The 21194-nt window shown below is 72.9% G+C and carries 19 protein-coding genes, 1 tRNA gene and 1 pseudogene; 8 read left to right on the forward strand and 13 right to left on the reverse strand.

Translation table 11 applies throughout. The annotated features are described in order from the left end of the window. Window positions 1-271, forward strand: a pseudogene (locus ABD54_RS13680) (hypothetical protein); the annotation flags it as partial. A gap of 98 nt (window positions 272-369) precedes the next feature. On the opposite strand, the gene ABD54_RS13685 reads toward ABD54_RS13680, so the two are convergent. Both ABD54_RS13685 and ABD54_RS13690 read right to left on the reverse strand, forming a co-directional pair. After that, window positions 370-768: a DUF3618 domain-containing protein gene (locus ABD54_RS13685; protein ID WP_047869864.1), complete on the reverse strand. Its 399-nt coding sequence runs from the start codon at window positions 766-768 to the stop codon at window positions 370-372. Window positions 769-783: 15 nt separating this feature from the next. Then, window positions 784-1902: a CDP-alcohol phosphatidyltransferase family protein gene (locus ABD54_RS13690; RefSeq protein WP_047869865.1), complete on the reverse strand. Its 1119-nt coding sequence runs from the start codon at window positions 1900-1902 to the stop codon at window positions 784-786. Window positions 1903-2214: 312 nt separating this feature from the next. Between ABD54_RS13690 and bcp the strand changes: the two genes are divergently transcribed. Both bcp and ABD54_RS13700 read left to right on the forward strand, forming a co-directional pair. Next, entirely contained in the window at window positions 2215-2697 is a 483-nt protein-coding gene (gene bcp, locus ABD54_RS13695) for a thioredoxin-dependent thiol peroxidase (protein WP_047869866.1), read from the forward strand. Window positions 2698-2788: 91 nt separating this feature from the next. Next, a tRNA-Leu gene (locus ABD54_RS13700) sits at window positions 2789-2863 on the forward strand. A 144-nt stretch (window positions 2864-3007) separates the two neighbouring features. Here ABD54_RS13700 and ABD54_RS13705 read toward each other — a convergent pair. The 4 genes from ABD54_RS13705 to ABD54_RS13720 form a co-directional block, all read right to left on the reverse strand. Continuing rightward, window positions 3008-4264 (reverse strand): serine/threonine-protein kinase, encoded by a 1257-nt coding sequence (locus tag ABD54_RS13705; protein ID WP_268742336.1) that lies wholly within the window; start codon window positions 4262-4264, stop codon window positions 3008-3010. Window positions 4265-4517: 253 nt separating this feature from the next. Next, the gene (locus ABD54_RS13710) at window positions 4518-5864 is read right to left on the reverse strand and encodes a pitrilysin family protein (RefSeq protein ID WP_047869867.1); all 1347 of its coding nucleotides are present in this window, start codon (window positions 5862-5864) and stop codon (window positions 4518-4520) included. Window positions 5865-5906: 42 nt separating this feature from the next. Further along, window positions 5907-7235, reverse strand: a complete 1329-nt coding sequence (locus tag ABD54_RS13715; protein WP_047869868.1) for a pitrilysin family protein — start codon at window positions 7233-7235, stop codon at window positions 5907-5909. Between the two features lie 154 nt (window positions 7236-7389). After that, window positions 7390-8058 carry a hypothetical protein gene (locus ABD54_RS13720; protein WP_047869869.1) on the reverse strand — a complete coding sequence of 223 codons (669 nt, stop codon included), beginning with the start codon at window positions 8056-8058 and terminating at the stop codon, window positions 7390-7392. 125 nt (window positions 8059-8183) lie between these two features. Between ABD54_RS13720 and sppA the strand changes: the two genes are divergently transcribed. Both sppA and ABD54_RS13730 read left to right on the forward strand, forming a co-directional pair. After that, window positions 8184-9872 carry a signal peptide peptidase SppA gene (sppA, locus tag ABD54_RS13725; protein WP_047869870.1) on the forward strand — a complete coding sequence of 563 codons (1689 nt, stop codon included), beginning with the start codon at window positions 8184-8186 and terminating at the stop codon, window positions 9870-9872. A 14-nt stretch (window positions 9873-9886) separates the two neighbouring features. After that, complete coding sequence (locus ABD54_RS13730; protein ID WP_047869884.1) at window positions 9887-10345, forward strand: flavin reductase family protein; 459 nt, start codon at window positions 9887-9889, stop codon at window positions 10343-10345. 164 nt (window positions 10346-10509) lie between these two features. Here ABD54_RS13730 and ABD54_RS13735 read toward each other — a convergent pair whose 3' ends face one another. The 6 genes from ABD54_RS13735 to ABD54_RS13760 all read right to left on the reverse strand — a co-directional run bounded on the left by ABD54_RS13735 (window position 10510) and on the right by ABD54_RS13760 (window position 15948). Beyond that, window positions 10510-11412, reverse strand: coding sequence for an ABC transporter substrate-binding protein (locus ABD54_RS13735; protein WP_047869871.1), 903 nt, complete (start codon window positions 11410-11412; stop codon window positions 10510-10512). A gap of 82 nt (window positions 11413-11494) precedes the next feature. Then, window positions 11495-12172 carry an ABC transporter permease gene (locus ABD54_RS13740; RefSeq protein ID WP_047869872.1) on the reverse strand — a complete coding sequence of 226 codons (678 nt, stop codon included), beginning with the start codon at window positions 12170-12172 and terminating at the stop codon, window positions 11495-11497. 2 nt (window positions 12173-12174) lie between these two features. Continuing rightward, complete coding sequence (locus ABD54_RS13745) at window positions 12175-13068, reverse strand: ABC transporter permease (protein WP_047869873.1); 894 nt, start codon at window positions 13066-13068, stop codon at window positions 12175-12177. Then, window positions 13065-14174, reverse strand: coding sequence for an ABC transporter ATP-binding protein (locus ABD54_RS13750; RefSeq protein ID WP_047869874.1), 1110 nt, complete (start codon window positions 14172-14174; stop codon window positions 13065-13067). Before ABD54_RS13750 ends, ABD54_RS13745 begins: the two co-directional genes overlap by 4 nt. 191 nt (window positions 14175-14365) lie before the next feature. Then, window positions 14366-15037: an HAD family hydrolase gene (locus ABD54_RS13755; RefSeq protein ID WP_047869875.1), complete on the reverse strand. Its 672-nt coding sequence runs from the start codon at window positions 15035-15037 to the stop codon at window positions 14366-14368. Between the two features lie 179 nt (window positions 15038-15216). Beyond that, window positions 15217-15948, reverse strand: coding sequence for an NUDIX domain-containing protein (locus ABD54_RS13760; protein ID WP_047869876.1), 732 nt, complete (start codon window positions 15946-15948; stop codon window positions 15217-15219). Window positions 15949-16087: 139 nt separating this feature from the next. Here ABD54_RS13760 and nadA point away from each other — a divergent pair, with 139 nt between their 5' ends. Next, the gene (gene nadA / locus ABD54_RS13765; RefSeq protein WP_047869877.1) at window positions 16088-17086 is read left to right on the forward strand and encodes a quinolinate synthase NadA; all 999 of its coding nucleotides are present in this window, start codon (window positions 16088-16090) and stop codon (window positions 17084-17086) included. Window positions 17087-17219: 133 nt separating this feature from the next. Further along, a complete protein-coding gene (locus tag ABD54_RS13770; protein WP_047869878.1) occupies window positions 17220-18656 on the forward strand; it encodes an ECF subfamily RNA polymerase sigma-24 subunit in 1437 nt (478 codons plus the stop codon). A 37-nt stretch (window positions 18657-18693) separates the two neighbouring features. Here the strand turns inward: ABD54_RS13770 and ABD54_RS13775 are convergent, their stop codons facing one another. Further along, complete coding sequence (locus tag ABD54_RS13775; RefSeq protein ID WP_047869879.1) at window positions 18694-19305, reverse strand: TetR family transcriptional regulator; 612 nt, start codon at window positions 19303-19305, stop codon at window positions 18694-18696. Between the two features lie 480 nt (window positions 19306-19785). Between ABD54_RS13775 and ABD54_RS13780 the strand changes: the two genes are divergently transcribed. Further along, window positions 19786-21159: a glycosyltransferase family 4 protein gene (locus ABD54_RS13780; protein ID WP_047869880.1), complete on the forward strand. Its 1374-nt coding sequence runs from the start codon at window positions 19786-19788 to the stop codon at window positions 21157-21159. Window positions 21160-21194 lie beyond the last annotated feature (35 nt).

A 21194-nucleotide genomic window follows, 5' to 3' on the forward strand; every position in this document is an offset into this window, starting at 1 on the left:
GCGCCGAGCAGGGGCGTCTGCACCGCGCCCGCTCCCCCACCTGCCCGCCGGTCTCTCCTACAGCGCCAACGAGGGCGCGGGCGAGGTGCAGACGCCCCTGCTCGGCGCCGCGGCCGACGGTCTTTCCGTCGGCGACCGGGTGTGGATGCGCCACGCCAAGGCGGGAGAGCTGTGCGAGCGCTTCGACACCCTGCACCTGGTGGACTCCGACACCGGGGAGTACGCGGGCGCCGTGCCCACCTACCGGGGCGAGGGCCAGACCTTCCTGTAGGCGGCGCCACCCGTACCGGGCACCGCCTCGAACGCCCCCGCGACGCGTTCGGAGGGGCCCGCTGACGCGGACCCCTCCGAACGCGCGCCGTTCCGGCGCTACTTCCTCCTGCGGTGCACCGCCCAGGCCACCACGCCCACGGCGACGACCGCGCCGACGCCGACGGCGAGCAGCAGCGCCTCCGGGGGGAGCTGACCGCGGGACTGGTAGGTGGTGACGACGTGGCCGTCGCCCTTGACGAGGATGCTGCCCTCCTCGGGCTCCACCGGGTGGCTCTCCACGCGCACCGCGCCGCCCCCGACCACCAGGGCGCGCGCCTCGTCCACGATCCGGGCGCCGCGTTCGCGGGCCCTCTCCATCTGCTTGCGGGCGATGTTGGCGGGCCGGGCCTGCACGCTCAACTCGTCCAGGGTCTCGGCGAGCTGGCGCTGTTCGCGGTTGATCTCGGCGACGACGTCCGCCGGGGTCAGGCGCGGTTCGGTGTCACGTCCCGTCATGGGTGCCTCTCTCCACTAGCGCAGGGTCTTCTGAGAACCCGTGTCCGAGCCGGTGTCCCGGCTCCCTTCCTCCGCGCCGTCGGACGGACCGGAGAATCTCAGCGCGCTGTCGATTCCGTCGACCACGCGGAAGAAGTCCCGCGTGGACAACCACAGTTTATAGATGATGGCGATCTCGAACGCGAGGAGCAAAACACCGGCCATGGCGGTGATCCACCCGATAAGGGACGGCGCGCCGAAGACGGCGGCCGCCAGCGGCGCGATCACGAACACCGACATCTGGAACTCGATACCGCCCACCAGGTGCGTTCTGACCCGCCTGGCGTTGAGGGCGGACCAGAACCGCTGATACCACGGAAAACGGTTGCGGAACTCCTGGTGCAGGTCCACCTTGGGCAGGGTGAGGTCGGGTTGTTTGCCCGCCGAGCGCTGGTTGCGGGCCTCGCGCTCGTTCTGGCTGTGCAGGATCTGCTCCAGCACGCTGATGCCGTGGCGCAGCACCGCCTGCTCGCCGCCGTCGCTCATCGTCCGCCCGCCCGCGCCGGTGGCCGAGCCGGTGTCGTCCTCCCCCGGCTCCAGCATCGACAGGGTGGCGCGCGCCCTCTCCAGGGCGGCGGCCAGGTGCGAGCGCATCTCCCTGCGGACCTTGTACACCTGGAGCGCGTTGAGGTAGCGCAGCATGTCCAGGAACACCACGACCAGGGCCAGCCACACGAACCACACGGGCCCGCCGCCCTCGGCGTTCTCGGCGACGACGTACTGTCCGCCCATCAGGGCGACCACGCACACCAGCACCCGGAACCGGTCGGAGACGTAGTCCATCCACGACCCGAACAGCGACTCCGAGCCTGTGAGCCGGGCCAGCTTGCCGTCCGCGCAGTCCATCAGGAAGGACAGCAGGTACAGCAGCGCGCCCAGCACCAGGAAGTGGCGGTAGCCCAGCGAGAAGCAGACGGCCGCGCCGAGCCCCAGGAAGAGCGCGACCACCGTCAGCTGGTTGGGTGTGATCGAGGTGCGGTTGGCCACCAGGCGCACGAGCCGGACCGCGATGGGGTCCACGAGGTAGACCGTCCACCAGGAGTCGCGCTCCTTGAGGGTCCGGGCCCTGACCTCGTCGAGTGTGAATCCAGGCATCGTCGCCAATACTCTCCAAGCGAAGCGGGTGTGTTCCGGCCCGCCGGGCGCCGCCGACGCGGCGTCCCCGGTGCGCGGCGGACGTCGCCGGGGCCGAACGACAGGACGAGTGCGGTCAACAATAGGTGATCGCGCCGCTGGTCACTCCGGATGCGGGCGAACCGAACCGGAATCGCAACCGAACACCGTACCCCCAGCCTGGCACAGCCCGCGAAGCGGCGACTCACGGGGCACCGGAAGGCGGGGGTGGTTAGGGTGAGGGCGAGAGTCGGCGGGGCGGCGCCCCGCCCGCGAACCCAAGGGGGACACCACGTGAGCGACCCGATCCGTCTGGAGCCCGGCGACCAGGCGCCCGACTTCACCCTCGACGACGCCGACGGCAAGCCCGTCACCCTGAGCCAGGTGCTGGCCTCCACCGGCAAGCGCGTCGTCCTGTACTTCTACCCCGCGGCCATGACCCCCGGGTGCACCACGCAGGCCTGCGACTTCCGCGACAACCTGCGCGACTTCGACTCCGCGGGCCTGACCGTGCTGGGCGTGTCCCCGGACACGAGCGACAAGCTGGCCAAGTTCCGCGACAAGGAGGGGCTGACCTTCCCGCTGCTGGGAGACCCGGGCAAGGAGACCCTGCGCGCCTACGGCGCCTTCGGGGAGAAGAAGAACTACGGCCGCGTCGTGCAGGGCGTCATCCGCTCCACGGTCGTCGTGGGCACCGACGGGCGGGTGGAGAAGGCCTTCTACAACGTGAAGGCCACCGGCCACGTCGACCGGATCAAGCGGGAACTGGGCGTGTGACACGGGCGCCGGGGGCGGGGCCCGGCACCGGCGGGCCCGTGCGCCCGCCGCGGCCGGGCCCCGTGCCCGGCACCGGTACAGTTGTCCGCGAGGGGCCGTAGTCCAACTGGCAGGAGACGGCAGCTTTAGGTGCTGTACAGTGCGGGTTCGAATCCCGCCGGCCCCACTCGGCTAAGGGGAACCGCGTTCGCGGGCCGCGCCCGCTCACCGGAACGCCTCGCCACCCCCACCGGGGGACTCCCCCCGAACCCCCCGGCAGCGGTCCCGGCCGGTCGGCCGACGGCCCGCGAAGGGCCGCGCCGAGGCGGCGCTAACGGCCGAGCAGCGCCCAGAGCATGACCGCGAGCAGCACCAGGACGCCGAGGGAGACCGCGGCGATGGTGGCCACCGCGGGCAGGCGGCTGCGCTCGGCGTGCTTGCCGGAGCTGGTCAGCCCCAGCGTGTCCGTGGACTCGCGGATCGAGGTCATGATCGAGTTCATCGCCTCGGGGCTGTTGCGCAGCCGCTCGTTGATGGACTCCGCCAGCACGTGCGCGCCCGCCTTGAAGTGCTCTCGGGCCGACTCGCGCTCCTCGCCCTCGGGACGGGGCTCGGCGGGCGTGGCGGTGCCCTGAGCGGCCGTCTCCGGGCTCGTCTCGGGCGCCCACGGAGCCAGAGCCGCGATCCGCAGCATCTTGGTGGCGTTCTCGGCGGTCAGCCGCTCCGAGGGCTCCACCCGGAGCAGACCGGCCAGCACCGGTGCCAGCGGGCCCGCGCTGGCGGCCTCGGCGGGCTCGTCCAACTGTTCCTGGCGCAGGATCTTGATGTAGCCCTTGCGGTCGTAGGGAGGGTGCCCCTCCACCGCCGCGTACAGGGTGGCTCCCAGGGACCACAGGTCGGACTCGGGACCCACCGGGCCCGCCTTGGCCCGCTCCGGCGGGATGTAGGCCGGAGAGCCGATGATGCGCCCGGACGCGCTCAGCGCCGACTCGCCGTTCCAGGCGGCCAGCCCGAAGTCGGTGAGCACGACCCGGCCGGCCTGGCTGATCATCACGTTGTCGGGCTTGACGTCGCGGTGCACGATGCCCTCGGCGTGCGCGACCTTGAGCGCGTCGATGAGCTGGAGGCCGATCTCGGCCACGCGCTGGTAGGGCAGCGGGCCGCCCACCTGGATCAGCTCCTCCAGGGTGGAGGCCTCCACCAGCTCCATGACGATCCAGGGGCGGTCGTCCTCGTCCACGACGTCCAGGACGGTGACCAGGCTGGGGTGGGTGAGGCGTCCGGCGACGCGGGCCTCGCGGGTGGTGCGCTGCAGGAGCGACTCGCGCTCGGAGCGGCTCAGGTCCGCGGGCAGGCGCAGCTCCTTGACGGCGACCTCGCGGTCGATGACCAGGTCGGTGGCGCGCCAGACCGTGCCGACACCGCCCCGGGCGATCTCCGACACCAACTGGTAGCGCCCCTTGAGCAGGCGCCCCTCGGGACGGGGCTCGGCCGTGTCGGCCGTCTCCGCCCGCGCGGAGGAGCGCGACGCCTCAGGGCGCTGCGTGTGGGGGTTCTCTAGGGAGGACACGGTTATCCACGGGTCCATTCACCGGCCATGGTGGCCTCCTGCGGGAGCATTGCGGTCGCTGTCACCACGTAGGTGCACGGATCACTCGTTATACCAGCAGGACGCCGGATCCATGCTGGTGGTTGCCACATCACGGACACATAGGTTCGCTTTCGTTATGTCCGACGACGACCCGAGCATGCAGTGACGTAGGTCTCATTCCGAGGCTCCCGTGCCTGTTGGCGGCGGGTGGCGCGGGTGCGCGGGCCGACCGCCCGCGCACCCGCCGGCCTCAGGTCCAGAGCGAGTCCGGGGTGCGCACCTCGACCGGACCGACACCGGTGTCGGTGAGCGGCTGGCGCAGGCGCTCGGCGTCGCCGACGACCACCACGACCGACTCCTCGGGGCGCAGGTACTCGGTGGCGGCGCTGTCCAGGGACTCCTTGGTGAGCCTCTCGTAACCGGCCCGGACTCGGTCCACGTGGTCCTCGGGCAGGTCGTGCACCACCATGTCGACCAGGGCCCCGGCCATGGCGCGCGCCGTGGCGTAGGTGACCGGCAGGCCCACCGTGTTGGAGTCGCGCACGGCGGACAGCTCCTCCTCGGTGACCCCCGACTCGCGCAGCTCGGCGACCTGCTCCAGCGAGGAGGTGACCGAGTGGGCGGTGGTGTCCGCCTCGACCTGAGCGGACATGAAGAACACCCCGCTGTCGCGGCGCAGGTCGAAACGGGACCCGGCGCCGTAGGTGTAGCCCAGGCGCTCGCGCAGCTCCAGGTTGAGCCGGGAGGTGAACATGCCGCCCAGGACCTCGCTGACGCCCTCGGCGCGCGGCAGGTCCACCTGCGAGCGGGAGGGGGCGCGGTGCGCGATGACCAGGGCGGACTGCACGGAGCCGGGCCGGTCCACGATCAGGACGCGGGGCAGCTCCCCGGGCGGCGGTGCGGGCTCGGTCGGCTCGGGCGCGCGCACGGCCGCGGCATCGCCGAACACGGTCTTGCCCAAGTCCTCCAGGTCGATCCCCGTGAGATCGCCGACGACCACGAGGGTCCCGGCCACCGAGGCGACGGAGTCGGCGTGGAAGGCCGCAACGGTCTCGGGGGTGACGTCGGCCAGCTTGACCGGGCCGCCCGCGAGCGGCGTGGCGTAGCGGCCGGTGAACAGCTGACCGCCCAGGCTGCGCATGGCCAGGGTGCCGGCCGAGGCCGCCTCCAGCCAGAATCGCTCCAGCAGCTGGTCGCGGCGGCGGACCACGTCGTCGGGGTTGAGCGCGGGACGGCGCACCGCGTCGGCGAAAAGGCGCACGGCCTCGGGCAGGCGGCCCGCGGGGGCGTCCAGGCCGGTGATGAAGGCGTCCCAGTTGACGCGGGAGACCCACTCGGCGCCGTGGCGCTCCAGGGCGGGCGCCAGGGAGCTGTTGCCTCCGGGGCCGTCCTCCAGGACCTCGCTGGTCAGAGCGCTGACGCCCATGGCGTCGAGCGGCTCGGCGGCACCGCCGCGCGGGTGCACGAGGCGGAGGGAGACCAACTGTTGGCCGGGTACGTCGACGGCGACGACCGTGCCGCCGCCGACGGTGAGGCGGCGGGGCTTGGGAAAGGTGTAGGACGCTACGGCACCGAGGTCCGGGCGTGTCTGAGGCATGCTCTGCGGCTCTTTCTGCGGCTTGCGGTAACGGAACCCGGATCAGGCGTCGACGTTGTCGGCCCCGGCCGCCTCGGCGGCCCCGGACTCCTCGGGGTCGAAGCGGACGACGAGCAGGTTGTCGTCGACCAGCACGCGCTCGGCGGCGGCCCGCACCTCCTCGGCGGTGATGTCGTCCCAGCGCCGGGGCCAGGTGTAGGCCAGCTCGGGGTCGTCGAACAGCTGGGTGCAACTGCTGATGCTGTCGGCGAGCCCGGAGGGGCTGGAGATGGACTGGAGGTGGTCGCGCTCCAGGACGGCGCGGGCCCGGTCCAGCTCCTCCTCGGTGATCCCGGCGGCCAGCTTGGCGATCTCCTCGCGCATGGCCTCCTCCAGCACGTCGCCGCTGACGCCCTCGCGGGAGAGCATGTTCACCAGCATCAGGCTGTCGGTGTAGCGGAACGGCAGGATGTCGGCGGCGCCGCCGCCGTCGTCGGCGGCGATGGGGCGGTCCACCACCAGGGAGCGGTACAGGCGGCTGCCCTGCCCCTGTCCCAGGACGGCCGAGGCCAGGTGCATGACGTCGAACCCGCGCTCACCGTAGGGGGCGACGCGGAACCCGATGAACACCCCGGCGGCGGGCACGGTCTCGGTGACCGCGTCGCGGACCGGGCCGCCCAGCGGGGCCCGCAGGGCGGCGTCGGGCGCCTCGGGGAGGCTCTCGCGGGCCGGGATGGGACCGAAGAACTTCTCCACGCGGCCCCGGACGTCCTCCGGGGCGAGGTCGCTGACCACGGTGAGCACGCAGTTGTCCGGGCCGTAGTGGACCTTGTGGAACGACTTGACGTAGTCGAGGTCGGCGGCGTCCAGATCGGCCATGGAGCCGATGGTCGGGTGGTGGTAGGGGTGGCCCTCGGGATAGGCCAGGCGCAGGATGCGCTCCAGGGCGGTGCCGTAGGGCTGGTTGTCGTAGCGCTGGCGGCGCTCGTTCTTGACGACGTCGCGCTGGTTGTCCAGGACCTCCTGGGTCATGCCCTCGCGAAGGGTCGCCAGCCGGTCGGCCTCCAGCCACAGGATCCGGTCCAGGGCGTGCTCGGGGACCGTCTCGTAGTAGTTGGTGCGGTCGGTCGAGGTGGAGGCGTTGATGTCGCCGCCGAGCCGCTCGACCTCCTCGAAGTGCTCGCCCTTGGCGACGCCGCCGCTGCCCTGGAACATCAGGTGCTCGAAGAGGTGCGCGAACCCCGTGCGCCCCGGGACCTCGTGCCGGGACCCCACGCCGTACCACAGGTTCACGGAGGCGACCTGGCCGGTGGAGGCCGCAGCGGTCACCAGACGCAATCCGTTGTCGAGCGTGTACTGAACGACACGTCCCGCCGCTCCGATGGTGGTCACCAGTGCTGCCCCCGATTCACGTCGCCATGCGACCGCGCCGCCCGCGCGGGCGGCCGTCGTCGTAACGAGTACGACCCTACGGCCTCATCGGACCGCGGGGACACCCGTTCGGGCAATCGGTCGAACCGAAACCGCGGCGGTCGGTTCCGGGCGGTCAGCTCTGGTAGTCGGTGGTGTCCATGGACAGGGCGATCTCGTCGTACACGGCGGAGTACTGGGAGTCGGCCGACCACACGTAGAGCAGGACGTCACTGACCGGCAGGAACCACATGCGCACCTCGAAGGTGTCGCCGTTGACGCACGCAATGTTCCACACCGAGTGGTGCGAGGTGAGGCCGTCTGCGTGGTCGGTGAAACCGGAGACGGCGAGCTCGGCCCCCTCCACGCCGATGCCCCCGGAGGCGGCGGTGTTGAGGCTGCGGCAGCTACCGGTGTCGGCCGCCCAGCCGCCCTCCTTGCTGAACGCCTCGCCCTCGCCCGGCCAGCCCCGGGGGTGCTTGTCGACCGCGTGCGGGGTCAACTGCACGGAACCGTACCCGCAGGGCTCCTGTCCGGGCGGGCTCACGCAGAGCACACCGCCCTCGTTCTGGGTCTGCCAGCCCTCGGGGACCTGCAGGGACACGCCCTCGATGCTCTCGGTGGCGAACTCCTCCGGCGCCGGGGGCTCCGCCGCGGGCAGGGTCCCGCTCTCGCCGAGCCGCAGTTCGGCCTCGCTCCCTCCGGAGCAGGCCGACAGGAGCAGCAGTGCCGCGGCAGCCGCGACCGTTCCCGTGCCGACCCGTGCGGCGCGCGCCCGCCGCCGTCGCCCGTGGATGCCCGCCATGCCGTCGTCCCTCTCGTGGATCCCGTGCTCGAACCACCGTTGACCTTAGCGCGCCCGGCGACCGCATCGCCCGATTCCGCACGTTCCGGACGGCGTTCCACACCCCGGAGCACTACGCTGGGCCCATGGTGGACCTCGCGAAGATCACGAAGACCCGACAGGGCCCCCGGGGGCCGCTGGTGCTGGAGCTGGACCTGACGGAGGGGGTCGCCGACCAGGCCCCCGGGGACCCGTTCAGCCAGATCGTGAACCGGCGCAGGCAGCAGTACCTGGACGTCCTGGAGGGGATCCGCCGCGGCGCGCGCGACCCGCGGGTGGCGGCCCTCCTGGTCCGGGTGGACGCCCGGTCCCTGGGTTTCGCCAAGGTCCAGGAGCTGCGCGACACCGTCGCCGACTTCCGCTCCGCGGGCAAGCCCGCGGTGGCCTGGGCCGACTCCTTCGGCGAGACCGGCGAGGGGAACCTGCCCTACTACCTGGCCTGCGCGTTCTCGCGCGTGGTCATGGCGCCCACCGGCGTGCTAGGCCTGACCGGCCTGATGATGCGCACGACCTTCGTCAAGGGCGCCCTGGACAAGCTGGACGTGTCCTACGAGGTGGGCGCGCGCCACGAGTACAAGAACGCGATGAACAGCGTCACCGAGACCGGTTACACCGCCGCCCAACGCGAGGCCAGCGACCGGCTCGTCACCTCTCTCGGCGACCAGGTCGTCGAAGCCGTCTCCCGGGCCCGGGGGCTGCCCGAGGAGGAGGTGCGCGCGCTCGTCTCCAAGGGCCCGTTCCTGGCCCGCGAGGCGGTCGGGCACAAGCTGGTCGACGGACTCGCCCACCGGGACGAGGTGTACGCGCGGCTGTTCGAGGAGCTGGGCGGCGAACCGCGGCTGCAGTTCGTCACCCGTTACCACCGCAGGCACACCGCACCCCAGCAGCTCTCCCGCAACACCGGGGGCCACATCGCGCTGATCTCGGCCACCGGGGCGATCAGCCTGGGCCGGACCCGGCGCTCGCCCCTGGGCGGCGGCACCGTCATGGGCTCGGACACCGTGGCGGCGGCCTTCCGCGCCGCGCGCAAGGACCCCCAGGTCAAGGCGGTCGTGTTCCGGGTGGACAGCCGGGGCGGCTCCCCCACCGCCTCCGACGCGATCCGACGCGAGACCGAGCTGACCAGCAAGGCGGGCATCCCCGTGGTGGCCCTGATGGGAGACGTCGCGGCCTCCGGCGGCTACTACGTGACCCTGGGGTCCGACGCGGTCGTCGCGCAGCCGGGCACGCTGACCGGCTCCATCGGCGTGATCACCGGCAAACCGGTCCTGGGTGCGTTGAAGGAGCAGTACGGCGTGACCAGCGACTCCGTGCGCACCGGCGAGCACGCGGGCATGTTCGACACCGACCGGCCCTTCACCGAGTCCGAGTGGGAGCGGGTCAACGCCCTCCTGGACGAGATCTACGAGGACTTCACCGGCAAGGTCGCCGCCGCGCGCAAGATGACCCGCGAGCAGGTGCACGAGGTGGCCCGGGGCCGGGTGTGGACCGGCCGCGACGCCCACGAGCGCGGTCTGGTGGACGAACTGGGCGGTCTGGAGACCGCCGTTCGGCTGGCCCGCGAGAAGGCCGGGGCGGGACCGCTCCCGCTGCGGCCCTTCCCCCGCGCGCACCCGCTCGACCGGATCCGCCAGCACGAGTCCAGCGAGGACGCGGGCGCCTCGGGCCCACAGACCGTGGTCAGCGCCTGGGGTCCCCTGGAGCACGTGGCCGTGGCGATGGGGCTGCCGGTCGGCGGCCCGCTGATGATGCCGGGACTGTGGGAGATCCGTTGACGTACCTGGACGCGATGGCCCTGCTGCCCGTGGGCGTCACGGTGGTGACCGTCGCCGACGGCCGCGACGACGTGGGGGCCACCGTCAGCGCCTTCGGGTCGGTCTCGGCCGACCCGCCCGTGGTGTCGGTCAGCGTGGACGCCAGCGGCTACATGGCCGAGGTGATCGAGGAGGTCGGCGCCTTCGCCGTCAACGTGCTGGGGGGCGGCCAGCGGGCCGTGGCCGGGCGGTTCTCCGCCGAGGGCCGCCCCAGCGCGCGCCTGCTGGTGACGGACCAGCCCCACCACCGGGGCGAGCACACCCGCGCGATCGTGCTGGACGAGGCCCTGGCCGCGCTGGAGTGCTCCGTGCGCCAGGGGGTGCCGGTCGGCGACCACGTGGTCTTCTTCGCCGACGTCACCAACCTGCCGGGGGTCCGGGGAGAGGGCCCGGCCCTGGCCCGCCGTTCCGGCCGGTACCGGCTGGTGGAGTAGGCGGGCGATGCGTCAGGCGGGCCGGTGCGGTGGACGGGGCCGCGGCCCCGGGGTGCGGCCCCGCGGGGGCGGCCCGCCCCCGCGGGGCCGAGGCGCGCGGAACCCGCCGCCTCGGTCCCGGCTCCCCCGCGACCGGCGGGAGCCGACCGCCGGAAACCGACCATTCAGGCCAGCCCCTCCTGCTCCAGCCACTCCTGGGCGACGTCGGCGGCGTTCTCGTTGCCGATGACCACCCGCTCGTTGAGCTGGGTGAGGGACTCGGTGGTCAGGGCGGCGGAGACGGCGTTCAGCGCGCCCCCGGCGGCCTCGTCCACCTGCTCGCTGTTGACCAGCGGGGTGACGTTCTGCGCGCCGAACAGGTTCTCCGGGTCCTCCAGGATCACGAAGTCGTTCGCGGTGATCTGCGGGTCGGTGGTGAACAGGTTGGCCGCCTGGATGTCACCGTCCAGGAGCGCCTGGGTCAGCAGCGCCACCTCCAGGGACCGGAACTCGCCGAACTCCACCCCGTAGACGTCGGCCAGGCCCACCACGCCCTGCTGGCGGGTCTCGAACTCCGGCGGGCCCCCCAGGGTCAGCTCCCCCGCGACGCCGGCCAGGTCCTCCAGGCTGGCCAGGCCGTGCTCCTCGGCGACCTCGCTGGTGACGGTGACCGAGTCCTTGTTCTCAGCGCTGGAGGAGTCCAGGATCTCCAGGCCCTCGGGCAGCGCCTCGGTGACCCTCTGGTTGGTCTCCTCGCTGCTGCCGGTGGGCGCGTTCTCGTCGAGGTAGGCCAGGATCGCGCCGTTGTACTCGGGGAACACCGACAGGTTGCCGGACTCGATCTGCGAGTAGTAGACCTCGCGGCTGCCGATGCCGAGCTGGTACTCGACCTCCACGCCCTCGGCCTCCATGGCCCGGCCGTAGATCTCGGCGAGCAGGGTGGACTCGGGGAAGTCGGCGGAGCCGATGACGACCGCGCCGCCGGATCCGCCGCCGGACTCACCGCCGCCCTCCTCCGCGTAGGGGTCACTGGCGCCGCACCCGGTCAGGAGCAGTGCGGCCAGGGGCAGGGCGATTCTCTTGTACATGGAACCTTCTCTCTGGGGTGGCCTGGCCCTGTGACCCGGCCCGGTTCTGTGGTGTGGCCCGGCTCCGCGGCGCGGTCCGGCCCTAGCCCTGCTGCGCGGCCTGGCGCAGACCGGGGGCGACCAGGAGCCGCCGCAGTCCGGCGAACACGAGCGTGGTCAGGACCGCGAGCAGCACCACCAGCACCGATCCGCCGAGCATCATCGTCAGGTCCTGGCGTGCCTGGCCGTCCACGATGTACCGGCCCAGGCCGCCGACCCCGACGTAGGCGGCGATGGTCGCGGTCGCGACCACCTGGACGGCGGCGGTGCGCATGCCGATGAGGATGAGCGGCGTGGCCACGGGCAGTTCGAGGCGCAGCAGCACCTGGTGGCCGCGCATGCCCATCCCGACGGCGGCGTCCCTGAGCCGGGGCTCCACACCGCGCACCCCCTCGTGGGTGTTGACCAGGATCGGGGGCACGGCCAGCGCCACCAGCGCGCACAGCACGGGCACGATCCCGATCCCGGCGGCCAGCACGATGAGGAACAGGACGCCGATGGTGGGCAGGGCGCGGGCGAAGTTGGCGAGGCTGGTGGTCAGGAAGCCGCCCACACCGGTGTGGCCGGTGAGCAGCCCCAGGGGGACCGCGACGGCGGCGGACAGCAGCAGTCCGAGCAGCGAGTAGTAGACGTGTTCGCCCAGACGCGCGGGGATTCCCGCCGCGCCGGTCCACTGGGCGGGGTCGGCGAACCACGCGACCAGGTCGTTGAGGATGTCCATGGTTACCTCTCCCCCGCCGTGTCACCGGAGCCAGGGTCCGCTGGCGACCGTCCCCCCGCCGGGTCCGCGGGCCGCGGGCCCGCCGCCGGCTCCGCCGCGACCGCCTCCGCCGCGACCGCCCGGCGCCTGCGGCGCGGTACCGCGCCGTCGCGGCGCGACCAGGGGGTGAGCAGGCGCTGGGCGAGCACCAGCACCGCGTCGGTGACGAACGCCAGGACCACGGTGAGCACGATGCCGACCACGATGGGCGCGTCGAACTGGCGCCGGAAGCCCTCGCTGAGGATGAGCCGGCCGAGACCGCCCAGACCCACAAGCGAGGCGACGCTGACCATGCTGATGGTGGCCACCGAGGCCACCCGCAGCCCGGCGATGACCACCGGCACGGCCACCGGCATCTCCACGTACAGCAGGCGCCGCAGCGGGCCGAAGCCCATGGCGACGGCGGCCTGGCGCACGTGGTCGGGGACCTGTCGCAGTCCGTCCACCACGTTGGGCAGCAGGATCACCAGGGTGTACAGGGCCAGCGGCACGATGGCCGTCCAGTCGCTGAACCCGGTGTAGGGCAGCATGAGGAAGAACAGGGCGATGGAGGGCACCGCGTAGAGCACGTTCACGCCCGTCAGCACCGGCGGGTACAGGCGCTTCCAGCGCGCGCACGCCAGCCCCAGGGGCAGGGCGACCGCCAATCCGATGAGGATGGACAGGTAGGACAGCCGCATGTGCTCGGTCAGGCGGGGCAGGACGCCCCGGTCCGGGTCGCCGGGATGGCTCCAGTTCGCGACGCCCCAGCCCACGACGCTGACGACCCAGTCCCACGCCCCGGCGAGCGCCCCGGTGCCGGACGGTCCGGCCGCGGACCCCGCGCCCCAGACCCCGGCGACGGCCTCGGCGATCACTCGGTCACCGACCACAGAGCGGCGCCCAGGTCGTCCTGCGAGACCACGCCGACCACCCGGCCGTCGGCGTCGACGCCGACCGCGCGGCCCGCGGGCGAGAGCACGGCCGCGTCCAGGGCGGCGCGCAGGGAGTCCGTGCCCACGGCGAAGGTGTGGCCGAAGGGCGCGAGTTCGAGCGAGCCCAGCGCGGTGTCCGAGGGCGCGTCGGCCAACTGCCGTGCGCTGGCCCAGCCCAGGGGCATGCGGTCACCGGTGACGACCAGGGCCCAGGGCTCGTCCCCGAGCGAGGCGGACGCGGCGCCCGCGCGCACGCTCTCCTCCAGGACGGCGTCCTGGCGCGGGGAGAGCCTGTCGGCCGGGAAGAAGGACAGGCGCCGCACGCCCCGGTCGTAGCCGATGAAGGACTCCACGAAGGCGTCCTCGGGCGCGGCCAGGAGGTTCTGGGGGGTGTCGTACTGGGCGAGCCTCCCGCCGGGGCGGAAGACGGCGATGCGGTCACCGAGCCGGACGGCCTCGTCGATGTCGTGGGTGACGAAGACGATGGTCTTGTGCAGCTCCTGCTGCAGACGCAGGAGCTCCTCCTGGAGGCTGGCGCGCACGACGGGGTCCACGGCGCTGAAGGGTTCGTCCATCAGCAGGACGGGCGGGTCGGCCGCCAGTGCGCGGGCCACGCCGACGCGCTGCTGCTGGCCCCCGGAGAGCTGGTGGGGGTAGCGGCGGGCCTGGGCGGGCTCCAGACCGACCAGTTCCATGAGCTCGGCGGCGCGCGCCCTGGCCCTGGCCCTGCCCCAGCCGAGCAGCAGGGGCACGGTGGCGATGTTGTCACGCACGGTGCGGTGGGGGAAGAGCCCGGCCTGCTGGATGACGTAGCCGATGGAGCGGCGCAGCGCCGCGGGGTCGCGCTGGCGCACGTCCTCGCCGTCGATGCGGACGGTGCCCCCCGTCGGTTCGACCATGCGGTTGATCATCCGCAGCGACGTGGTCTTGCCGCTTCCGGAGGGACCCACGAAGACCGTGGTCTGGCCGGTCTCGACGGTCAGGTCCAGCTGGTCGACGGCCACCGTGCCGTCGGGATAGTGCTTGGCGGCACCCTCGAACGCGATCATCGGCGGTGTCGTCTCCATTCGGGGAACCGGAGGGTCCGGAAGGTGGGGTGTGGCGAAGGGCAGGCCGTTCGCACGTTACCCCCGGGTGCGCTGGTCAAACCGTGGGGTGGAGGCCGTGACCGTACCGGGACCGCAGGCGGCGGGCACGCCGAGGGGCCGGGTCGTGGGACCCGGCCCCTCGGCGTGCCGCCTCAGTCCTGACGGCCGATCCAGTCGGCGAGCTGGTGGAGGTCGTCCAGGACGGCGTCGGCGCGGGCCGCCTCCTCGGCGGCGGCGTGGCGGTAGCCGTAGATGCCCCGGCGCAGCAGGACGGTGCGCATCCCGGCGGCGCGGGCGGGGAGGACGTCGTTGTCGACGCGGTCGCCGACGTAGACGATCTCGCCGGGTTCGGTGCCGGGGCTGGCGGCCCGGACCAGGGACAGGACGCGGTCGAAGAACGCGGATTCGGGCTTCTTCACGCCCCAGTCGTCGGAGATGCCGATGCCGTCCACGCCCAGGTCCATGGCGGTCAGGGCGGGCCCGGCCTGGGGCGGCTGGTTGCCCGCGATGACCAGGGAGATCCCGGACGCGCGCATGGCCGCGAAGGCGGGGCGCACGTCGGGGTACAGGTCGGCCTCACCGAAGTGTTCGCGTTCGCCGTCAGGGTCCTCGGCACGCCAGCGCGCGCTCTCGGCCGCGAGGTCGAACCCGGGCACGAGCAGGCGGAAGCCGTCGGTGAGGGTGCCGCCGGAGGCGAGCACGCCGCCGATGGTCCCGAAGAAGGCCATGTGCGGGATGCCGAAGCGGTCGGCCCAGCGCGCGAAGATCCGTGTCTCGTCGACGAGTGTCTCGCCGACGTCGAAGACCGCAGTACGAATTGCCACGGTCAGGGAGTGTACAAGCCACCGACGACGGTCCCCGGACGGGGCAAGGGGCCGCGGCACGGGAGCGGCCGTTGCCCCGAACCGCGCGGACGGCGCGCTCCCGGCCGCTCGGCCCGCCCCCGGCGCCCGGCCGGGCTGACCGGCTCCCTGAGGTCGGTACCGGGCGGGCCCCGCCGGGTTCAGCTGGGCGGGCGCAGCACCGCGAAGGCGTCGGTGATCTGGAGGCCGCGCTCGCGGAACCGGAAGAGCGCGGCGGGCCTGCCCCCGGATCGGCCCGAGGGGACCGAGCGGCCGGTCTCCTCGATCTGGCCCCGGCGCAGCAGGACGCGGCGCAGGTTGGTGGCGGCCACGTCGTGGCCCAGCGCGGCCCGGTAGTAGCCGGACAGCTCCGACATCGTGAACTCCGGCGGGGCGAGGGCGAACCCGACGTTGGTGTAGCTGAGCTTGGCGCGCAGCCGCTGGCGCCCGGAGCGGACGATGGACGCGTGGTCGAAGGCCATGGTCGGCAGGTCGGCGGCCGGGTGCCAGCCGGTGTCGCCGGGCACGACCGGATCCACGTCGGCGGGGACCAGCCCCACGTAGGCGGTGGCCAGGGTGCGGCGCCGGGGGACGCGGTCGGGATCGCTGCGGGTCTCCAACTGCTCCAGGTGTGACAGATCCCTCACGTCGACCTTCTGGGCGAGCTGGCGCCGGATGGAGGCGCCCAGGTTCTCGCCCCGGCCGAGCCTGCCGCCGGGCAGCGCCCAGGCGCCCTCGCAGGGCGGCAGGGCCCTGCGCCACAGCAGGACGCACAGCTCTCCCGCGCGGATCTGGAGCACGACCGCGAGCGCCTCGTGCACCGACAGCTCCGCGTGGTCGGACGCGGAGCAGACGGACGCCGCGACCTGTCCGTTTTCCTGAGGGATGTCCACCCTGTCCCTTCCGTTACCCGTCATGTTAAGCTTAACCAGGTTTGTGCCTGACAGACAAAAACCTGTCCTCGCCCGCATCGACCCTCCACGGCACGGCGCCCGCGCGGCGTCGCCCACAGCCTCAAGGAAGTAGTTGGACATGGCACCGGTCACCGCCACGGCGGACACCATGACCAGGCAGGAATGGGCCGCTGAGGTCCACCGTCTGGCGAAGGAGCGCGACGCTGTCATCCTCGCGCACAACTACCAGCGCCCGGAAATCCAGGACGTCGCCCACCACACCGGTGACTCCCTGGCGTTGTCCCGCCTGGCCGCCGGTGTCGACGCGAGCACCATCGTCTTCTGCGGCGTGCACTTCATGGCCGAGACCGCCAAGATCCTCGCCCCTCAGAAGACCGTCCTGCTGCCCGACCCCGCCGCCGGGTGCTCGCTGGCCGACACCATCACCGCCGAGGACGTGCGCACCTGGAAGGCCGAGCACCCCGACGCGGTCGTGGTCGCCTACGTCAACACCACCGCGGCGGTCAAGGCCGAGACCGACATCTGCTGCACCTCCTCCAACGCCGCGGACGTCATCCGCTCCATCCCCGAGGACCGCGAGATCCTCTTCCTGCCGGACCAGTTCCTGGGCGCCCACGTCAAGCGGGTCACCGGCCGCGACAACATCCACGTGTGGATGGGCGAATGCCACGTGCACGCCGGGATCGACGGGCACACCCTGCGCGAGCGGGTCGCCGCCGAGCCCGACGCCGAGGTCTACGTCCACCCCGAGTGCGGCTGCGCCACCTCCGCCCTCTACCTCGTGGGCAGCGGTGCCGTCCCGCAGGAACGCGTCAAGGTCCTCTCCACCGGCGGGATGCTGACCGCCGCGGAGAACACCAGCTCCAAGAAGGTCCTCATCGCGACCGAGACCGGCATGCTGCACCAGTTGCGCAACGCCAACCCGAACACGGAGTTCGAGGCGGTCAACTCACGCGCCGAGTGCCACTACATGAAGATGATCGACGCGGACAAGCTGCTCAACGCGCTGCGGTTCGGCACGACCGAGATCACGGTCGACGCCGACACCTCCGCGCGCGCCCGCCGCTCCGTAGAGCGGATGATCGCCATCGGGTCACCGTCACGCGGCGGAGAGTAGCCGATCCGTGACCGCCGGGTCCCGCATCCGGCTCTGAGGTTACGGAAGTCTTACCTTCAAGACACAGGTAGACGATTCACCCACGCGTCGCCTCTCCCCTCGCTACCGTCACGGGGAACGGGGGGTTAGAAAAGTGACCAGAGGCAGCGAACCAGGCGAACCGTCGACGGTCGAGGCGCTCTACGACGCCTTCGCGCCGTCCCTGTACCGGTACGCCTGGTCGCTGCTGGGTGAAGAGGACACCGGGCTGGCGGCCGAGGCCGTGCACGACGGCCTCGTCGCCGGTGTCGTCCTCGACTCGCGGCGCGCGGACCCGGCCGACCTCGGCTCCTGGCTGTACGCCCTGGTCCGCTCGGCCTGCCAGCGCCGAGGCCTGGCCCACGTAAGCCCCTACACCCGGCTGGCCACGGTGCCCGCCGAGGAGCCGGCGGCCCGCATGTTCGCCCGGCTGCCCGCCAGCCACCGCGAACTGGTGGAGCTGAACCTGCGGCACGCGCTGCCCACCTCCGCGGTCGCGCGCGTCCTGGGCCTGGACCCCCAGATCTGCGGCGAGCTGACGCGCTCGGCGATCCGCCGCGCCGCGGAGAACCTGGACGGCCGCGACGGCGACCACCCCGTCCCCGGCCCCCGAACCTCCGGGGAGGCGGGAGCCTCCGGCGGCGCCGGGGACACCGGCGGCCCGGGCACCGCCGCCTGGCGCGCCCAGGTGCACGACGTCTCCCAGGCCCTGGCCCTGCTGCGCCCGCCCGGCCCACCGCCCGGCCTGCGCGAGGCGGTGGTGCGCACCTGCACCGACCCCGGCCTGGCCGCGGACCGCGAGCGTATCGCCGCGCAGATGCACCCCCTCACCGGCGAGGGGTACCCGATGCACCGCTCCCGCGCCGCCGGGGCGGCCGAGGAGGAGAACGGGACGGCCGAGCCCGGCCCCGGGGCGCCGCCCCGCACCCTGCCCGGCGACCGGCTGACCACACACGACCACCCGGTGCGCGACGAAGCGGTCACCCCGCTGGCCGGGCCAGGTTCGCCTACCGGCCCCGACGACCGGCGCACCGCACGCCGCCGCTGGCCGCTGCCCGCCGTCTCCGGCCTCGCCACCGTGGCGCTGGCGGTCGCGCTGTGGGGCTGGGCCAGCGCCGTGGGCGGCCCCTCCACAATGATCGGCGCCGGGCCCGACGAGGCCGAGCGCGGACCGCTTGCCCCCCAGGTGGAGACCGACGCGACCAGCGCGGACACCAAACCGGAGGCCGGACCGACCGTCGAGCCCACGTCCGCACCGACGGAGCCCGCCGGACCCGGGGCCGAGACGGCGCCGCGGCAGGAGGACGGCGACGGCAGCGGACAGCAGGCCCCCGGCCCGGCTCCGGAGCGGACCACGCCCGCACCGCCCCCGCAGGAGGCGAGCCCGCCCTCCGGAGGCGAGGGGCACGACGGCGCTCCGGACCCGCCGGTGGAGGATGTGCCCGGAGACGACGACGCCCCCGACGGCCCGCCCGAGGAGGACGGGGACGACGACGGGGGCGGCACAGGTCTGCTCGACGGGCTGCTCGGCCTGCTCTTCGGCGGTGGCTGACGCCGGTCCCCGCCGACGCGGGGGGAGGGTGAGCGGATCAGAACGGGGCGAGCAGACGCTCGGCCGCGGCCTGGAGCCGCCGCTCCACCTCGTCCACGTCGCGGCGCCCCTTGAGGACCTCCACCAGCTCGAAGATCCACACGCTGGTCAGCGAGCCCACCAGGACGTAGCCGGTACTGTCGCGCTCCACCCCGGTACCGCCCCCCTCCTCGGCGCCCTCCAGGTTGCCGGTGGCCACCCGCCACACCAGGTCGGAGATGCGCAGGTCGAGCTCGATCTTGACCTCGGCCATGATGAGCGAGCGCACCAGCGCGTCGGCCAACTCCGGCTCGCGCATCAGCCCGCGCGTGGCCCGCAGCAGGACGTCGACCGCCCGTTCGGCGGGGGTGTCGGCGGTGGGCGGACGGCGGACGATGCCGCCCTCCAGCAGGTCCAGCTCCTCGGTGACCACGGCCACCACCAGGTCCATCTTGGAGGGGAAGTACCGGTAGAGCGTGCCGAGGGCGACACCCGCGCGCTCGGCCACCGAACGCATCTGCATGGCCTCCACACCACCGCGCACGGCCAGCGCGGCCGCGGTCTGCACGATGCGCTTGCGGCGCTGGGTCTGACTTCGTGACATCGTTCCGCTCGCCGCCTGCACCGGCACAGGATCTCCCCTTCGTCGTCAGCCCGCGCGCTGCCCGCTCGCGGCGGCGCTGATGCCCGTCGCCGACGCCCACCCGGAGGCGGCGGCTGTTACGAGAACACGTTATCCAACCGATTCCCCCGAAGACGGCCGGTCAAGCCCATGATCCTCACCTCATCGCCCGACGTAGTAGTAGCAATACGAAAAGCGGACCGGGGTTTTCGGATCGCCTGGCAGGTTTTGTAGAATTTGTTCTCATTTGTGTACCGCGCATGAACACCGCCTCTCCTCCGGCCGTCCGGACGCCCACCGCGCAGAACACGGCGACGCGCCCCGCCGGAGCGCCGCCGCGAGGCGCCCGACATAGGATCCCTTACCAACCGGCCCGACGCCGGTCCGAACACAACTGCCGAGTAACATAGGCACGCGCACGCCTGTCACCGGCCGACGGCGTCCGCGCCCACGGCGACCGGGCCCGCGACCCAACGAAGAGGTGGACTCTTGACCCAGTCGGGCACCACACCGAGCCCCCGGCCCCGTGCCGAGCGCCCCCTGCGCGTCGCCCTGCTGTCCTACCGCAGCAAGCAGCACGTCGGCGGACAGGGCGTGTACGTCCGCCACCTCTCGCGCGAACTGGCCGCCCTGGGCCACGAGGTCACCGTCCTCTCCGGCCAGCCCTACCCCGTCCTGGACGAGGGCGTGACCCTGGAGAAGGTTCCCTCCCTGGACCTGTACAACGACGCCCACCCCTTCAAGGCGCCGCCCGTACGCGAGTGGCGGGACTGGATCGACGCCCTGGAGGTCGCCACCATGTGGACCGCCGGGTTCCCCGAGCCCCTCACCTTCTCCCTGCGCGCCAACCGCGAACTGCGCCGCCGCCTGGACGACTTCGACGTCGTCCACGACAACCAGACGCTGGGCTGGGGACTGCTCGGCATCAGGTCCGCCGGACTGCCCCTGGTCACCACCATCCACCACCCCATCAGCGTGGACCGCAGGATCGAACTGGCCGAGGCACGGGGCCTGCACAAGCTCACCAAGCGCCGCTGGTACGGGTTCGTGGGCATGCAGGCCAGGGTCGCCCGCCGACTCGACCCGGTCCTGGTGCCCTCGCAGTCCTCCGCCGACGACATAGCCCGCGAGTTCGGCGTCTCACCCGCCGCCATGGAGGTCACCCCGCTGGGCGTGGACACCCGCCACTTCCACCCGCGCCCCGCGCTGGAGCGCGTACCGGGACGCATCGTGTGCACCGCCAGCGCCGACAGCCCCCTCAAGGGCGTGGCGGTCCTGCTGCGCGCCGCGGCCAAACTAGCCACCGAACGCGACATCACCCTGACCGTCGTCAGCAGCCCCAAACCCGGCGGCCCCACCGACCGGCTGGTGGACGAGCTGAGCCTGCGCGACCGCGTCGAGTTCGTCAGCGGCATCGACGACACCGCCCTGGCCGAACTCATCGCCAGCGCGCAGGTGGCGGTCGTCCCGTCCTTCTACGAGGGGTTCTCCCTTCCCGCCGTGGAGGCCATGGCCTGCGCCACGCCGCTGGTGGCCAGCCGCGCCGGAGCGCTGCCCGAGGTCGTGGGCACCGAAGGGGACGCCGGGCGGCTGGTGCCCCCGGGCGACCCCGAAGCGCTCGCCGAGGCGCTGGCCGCCCTGCTCGACGACGACGCCGAACGCGAACGCATGGGCGCAGCCGCCTGGCGCCGGGTCCAGGAGCGCTTCACCTGGAGGGCCGTCGCCGAACTGACCGCGCGCCGCTACGCCTCCACCGTCGACGCCGTGCGGGGGAACCGCCCCGCCGACGGCGACGCACGGCCCGGACCCGCCGAGCCCGCGTCCGCGCCGGCAGCCGAGCGGGCCCCCGCCAACGGCGCCTGACCGGCCCGGACCGCGCACGACCCACCGCCCCGCCT

The sequence above is a fragment of the Nocardiopsis sp. RV163 genome (assembly GCF_001029525.1).
GTDB classification, from domain to species: Bacteria; Actinomycetota; Actinomycetes; order Streptosporangiales; family Streptosporangiaceae; genus Nocardiopsis; species Nocardiopsis dassonvillei.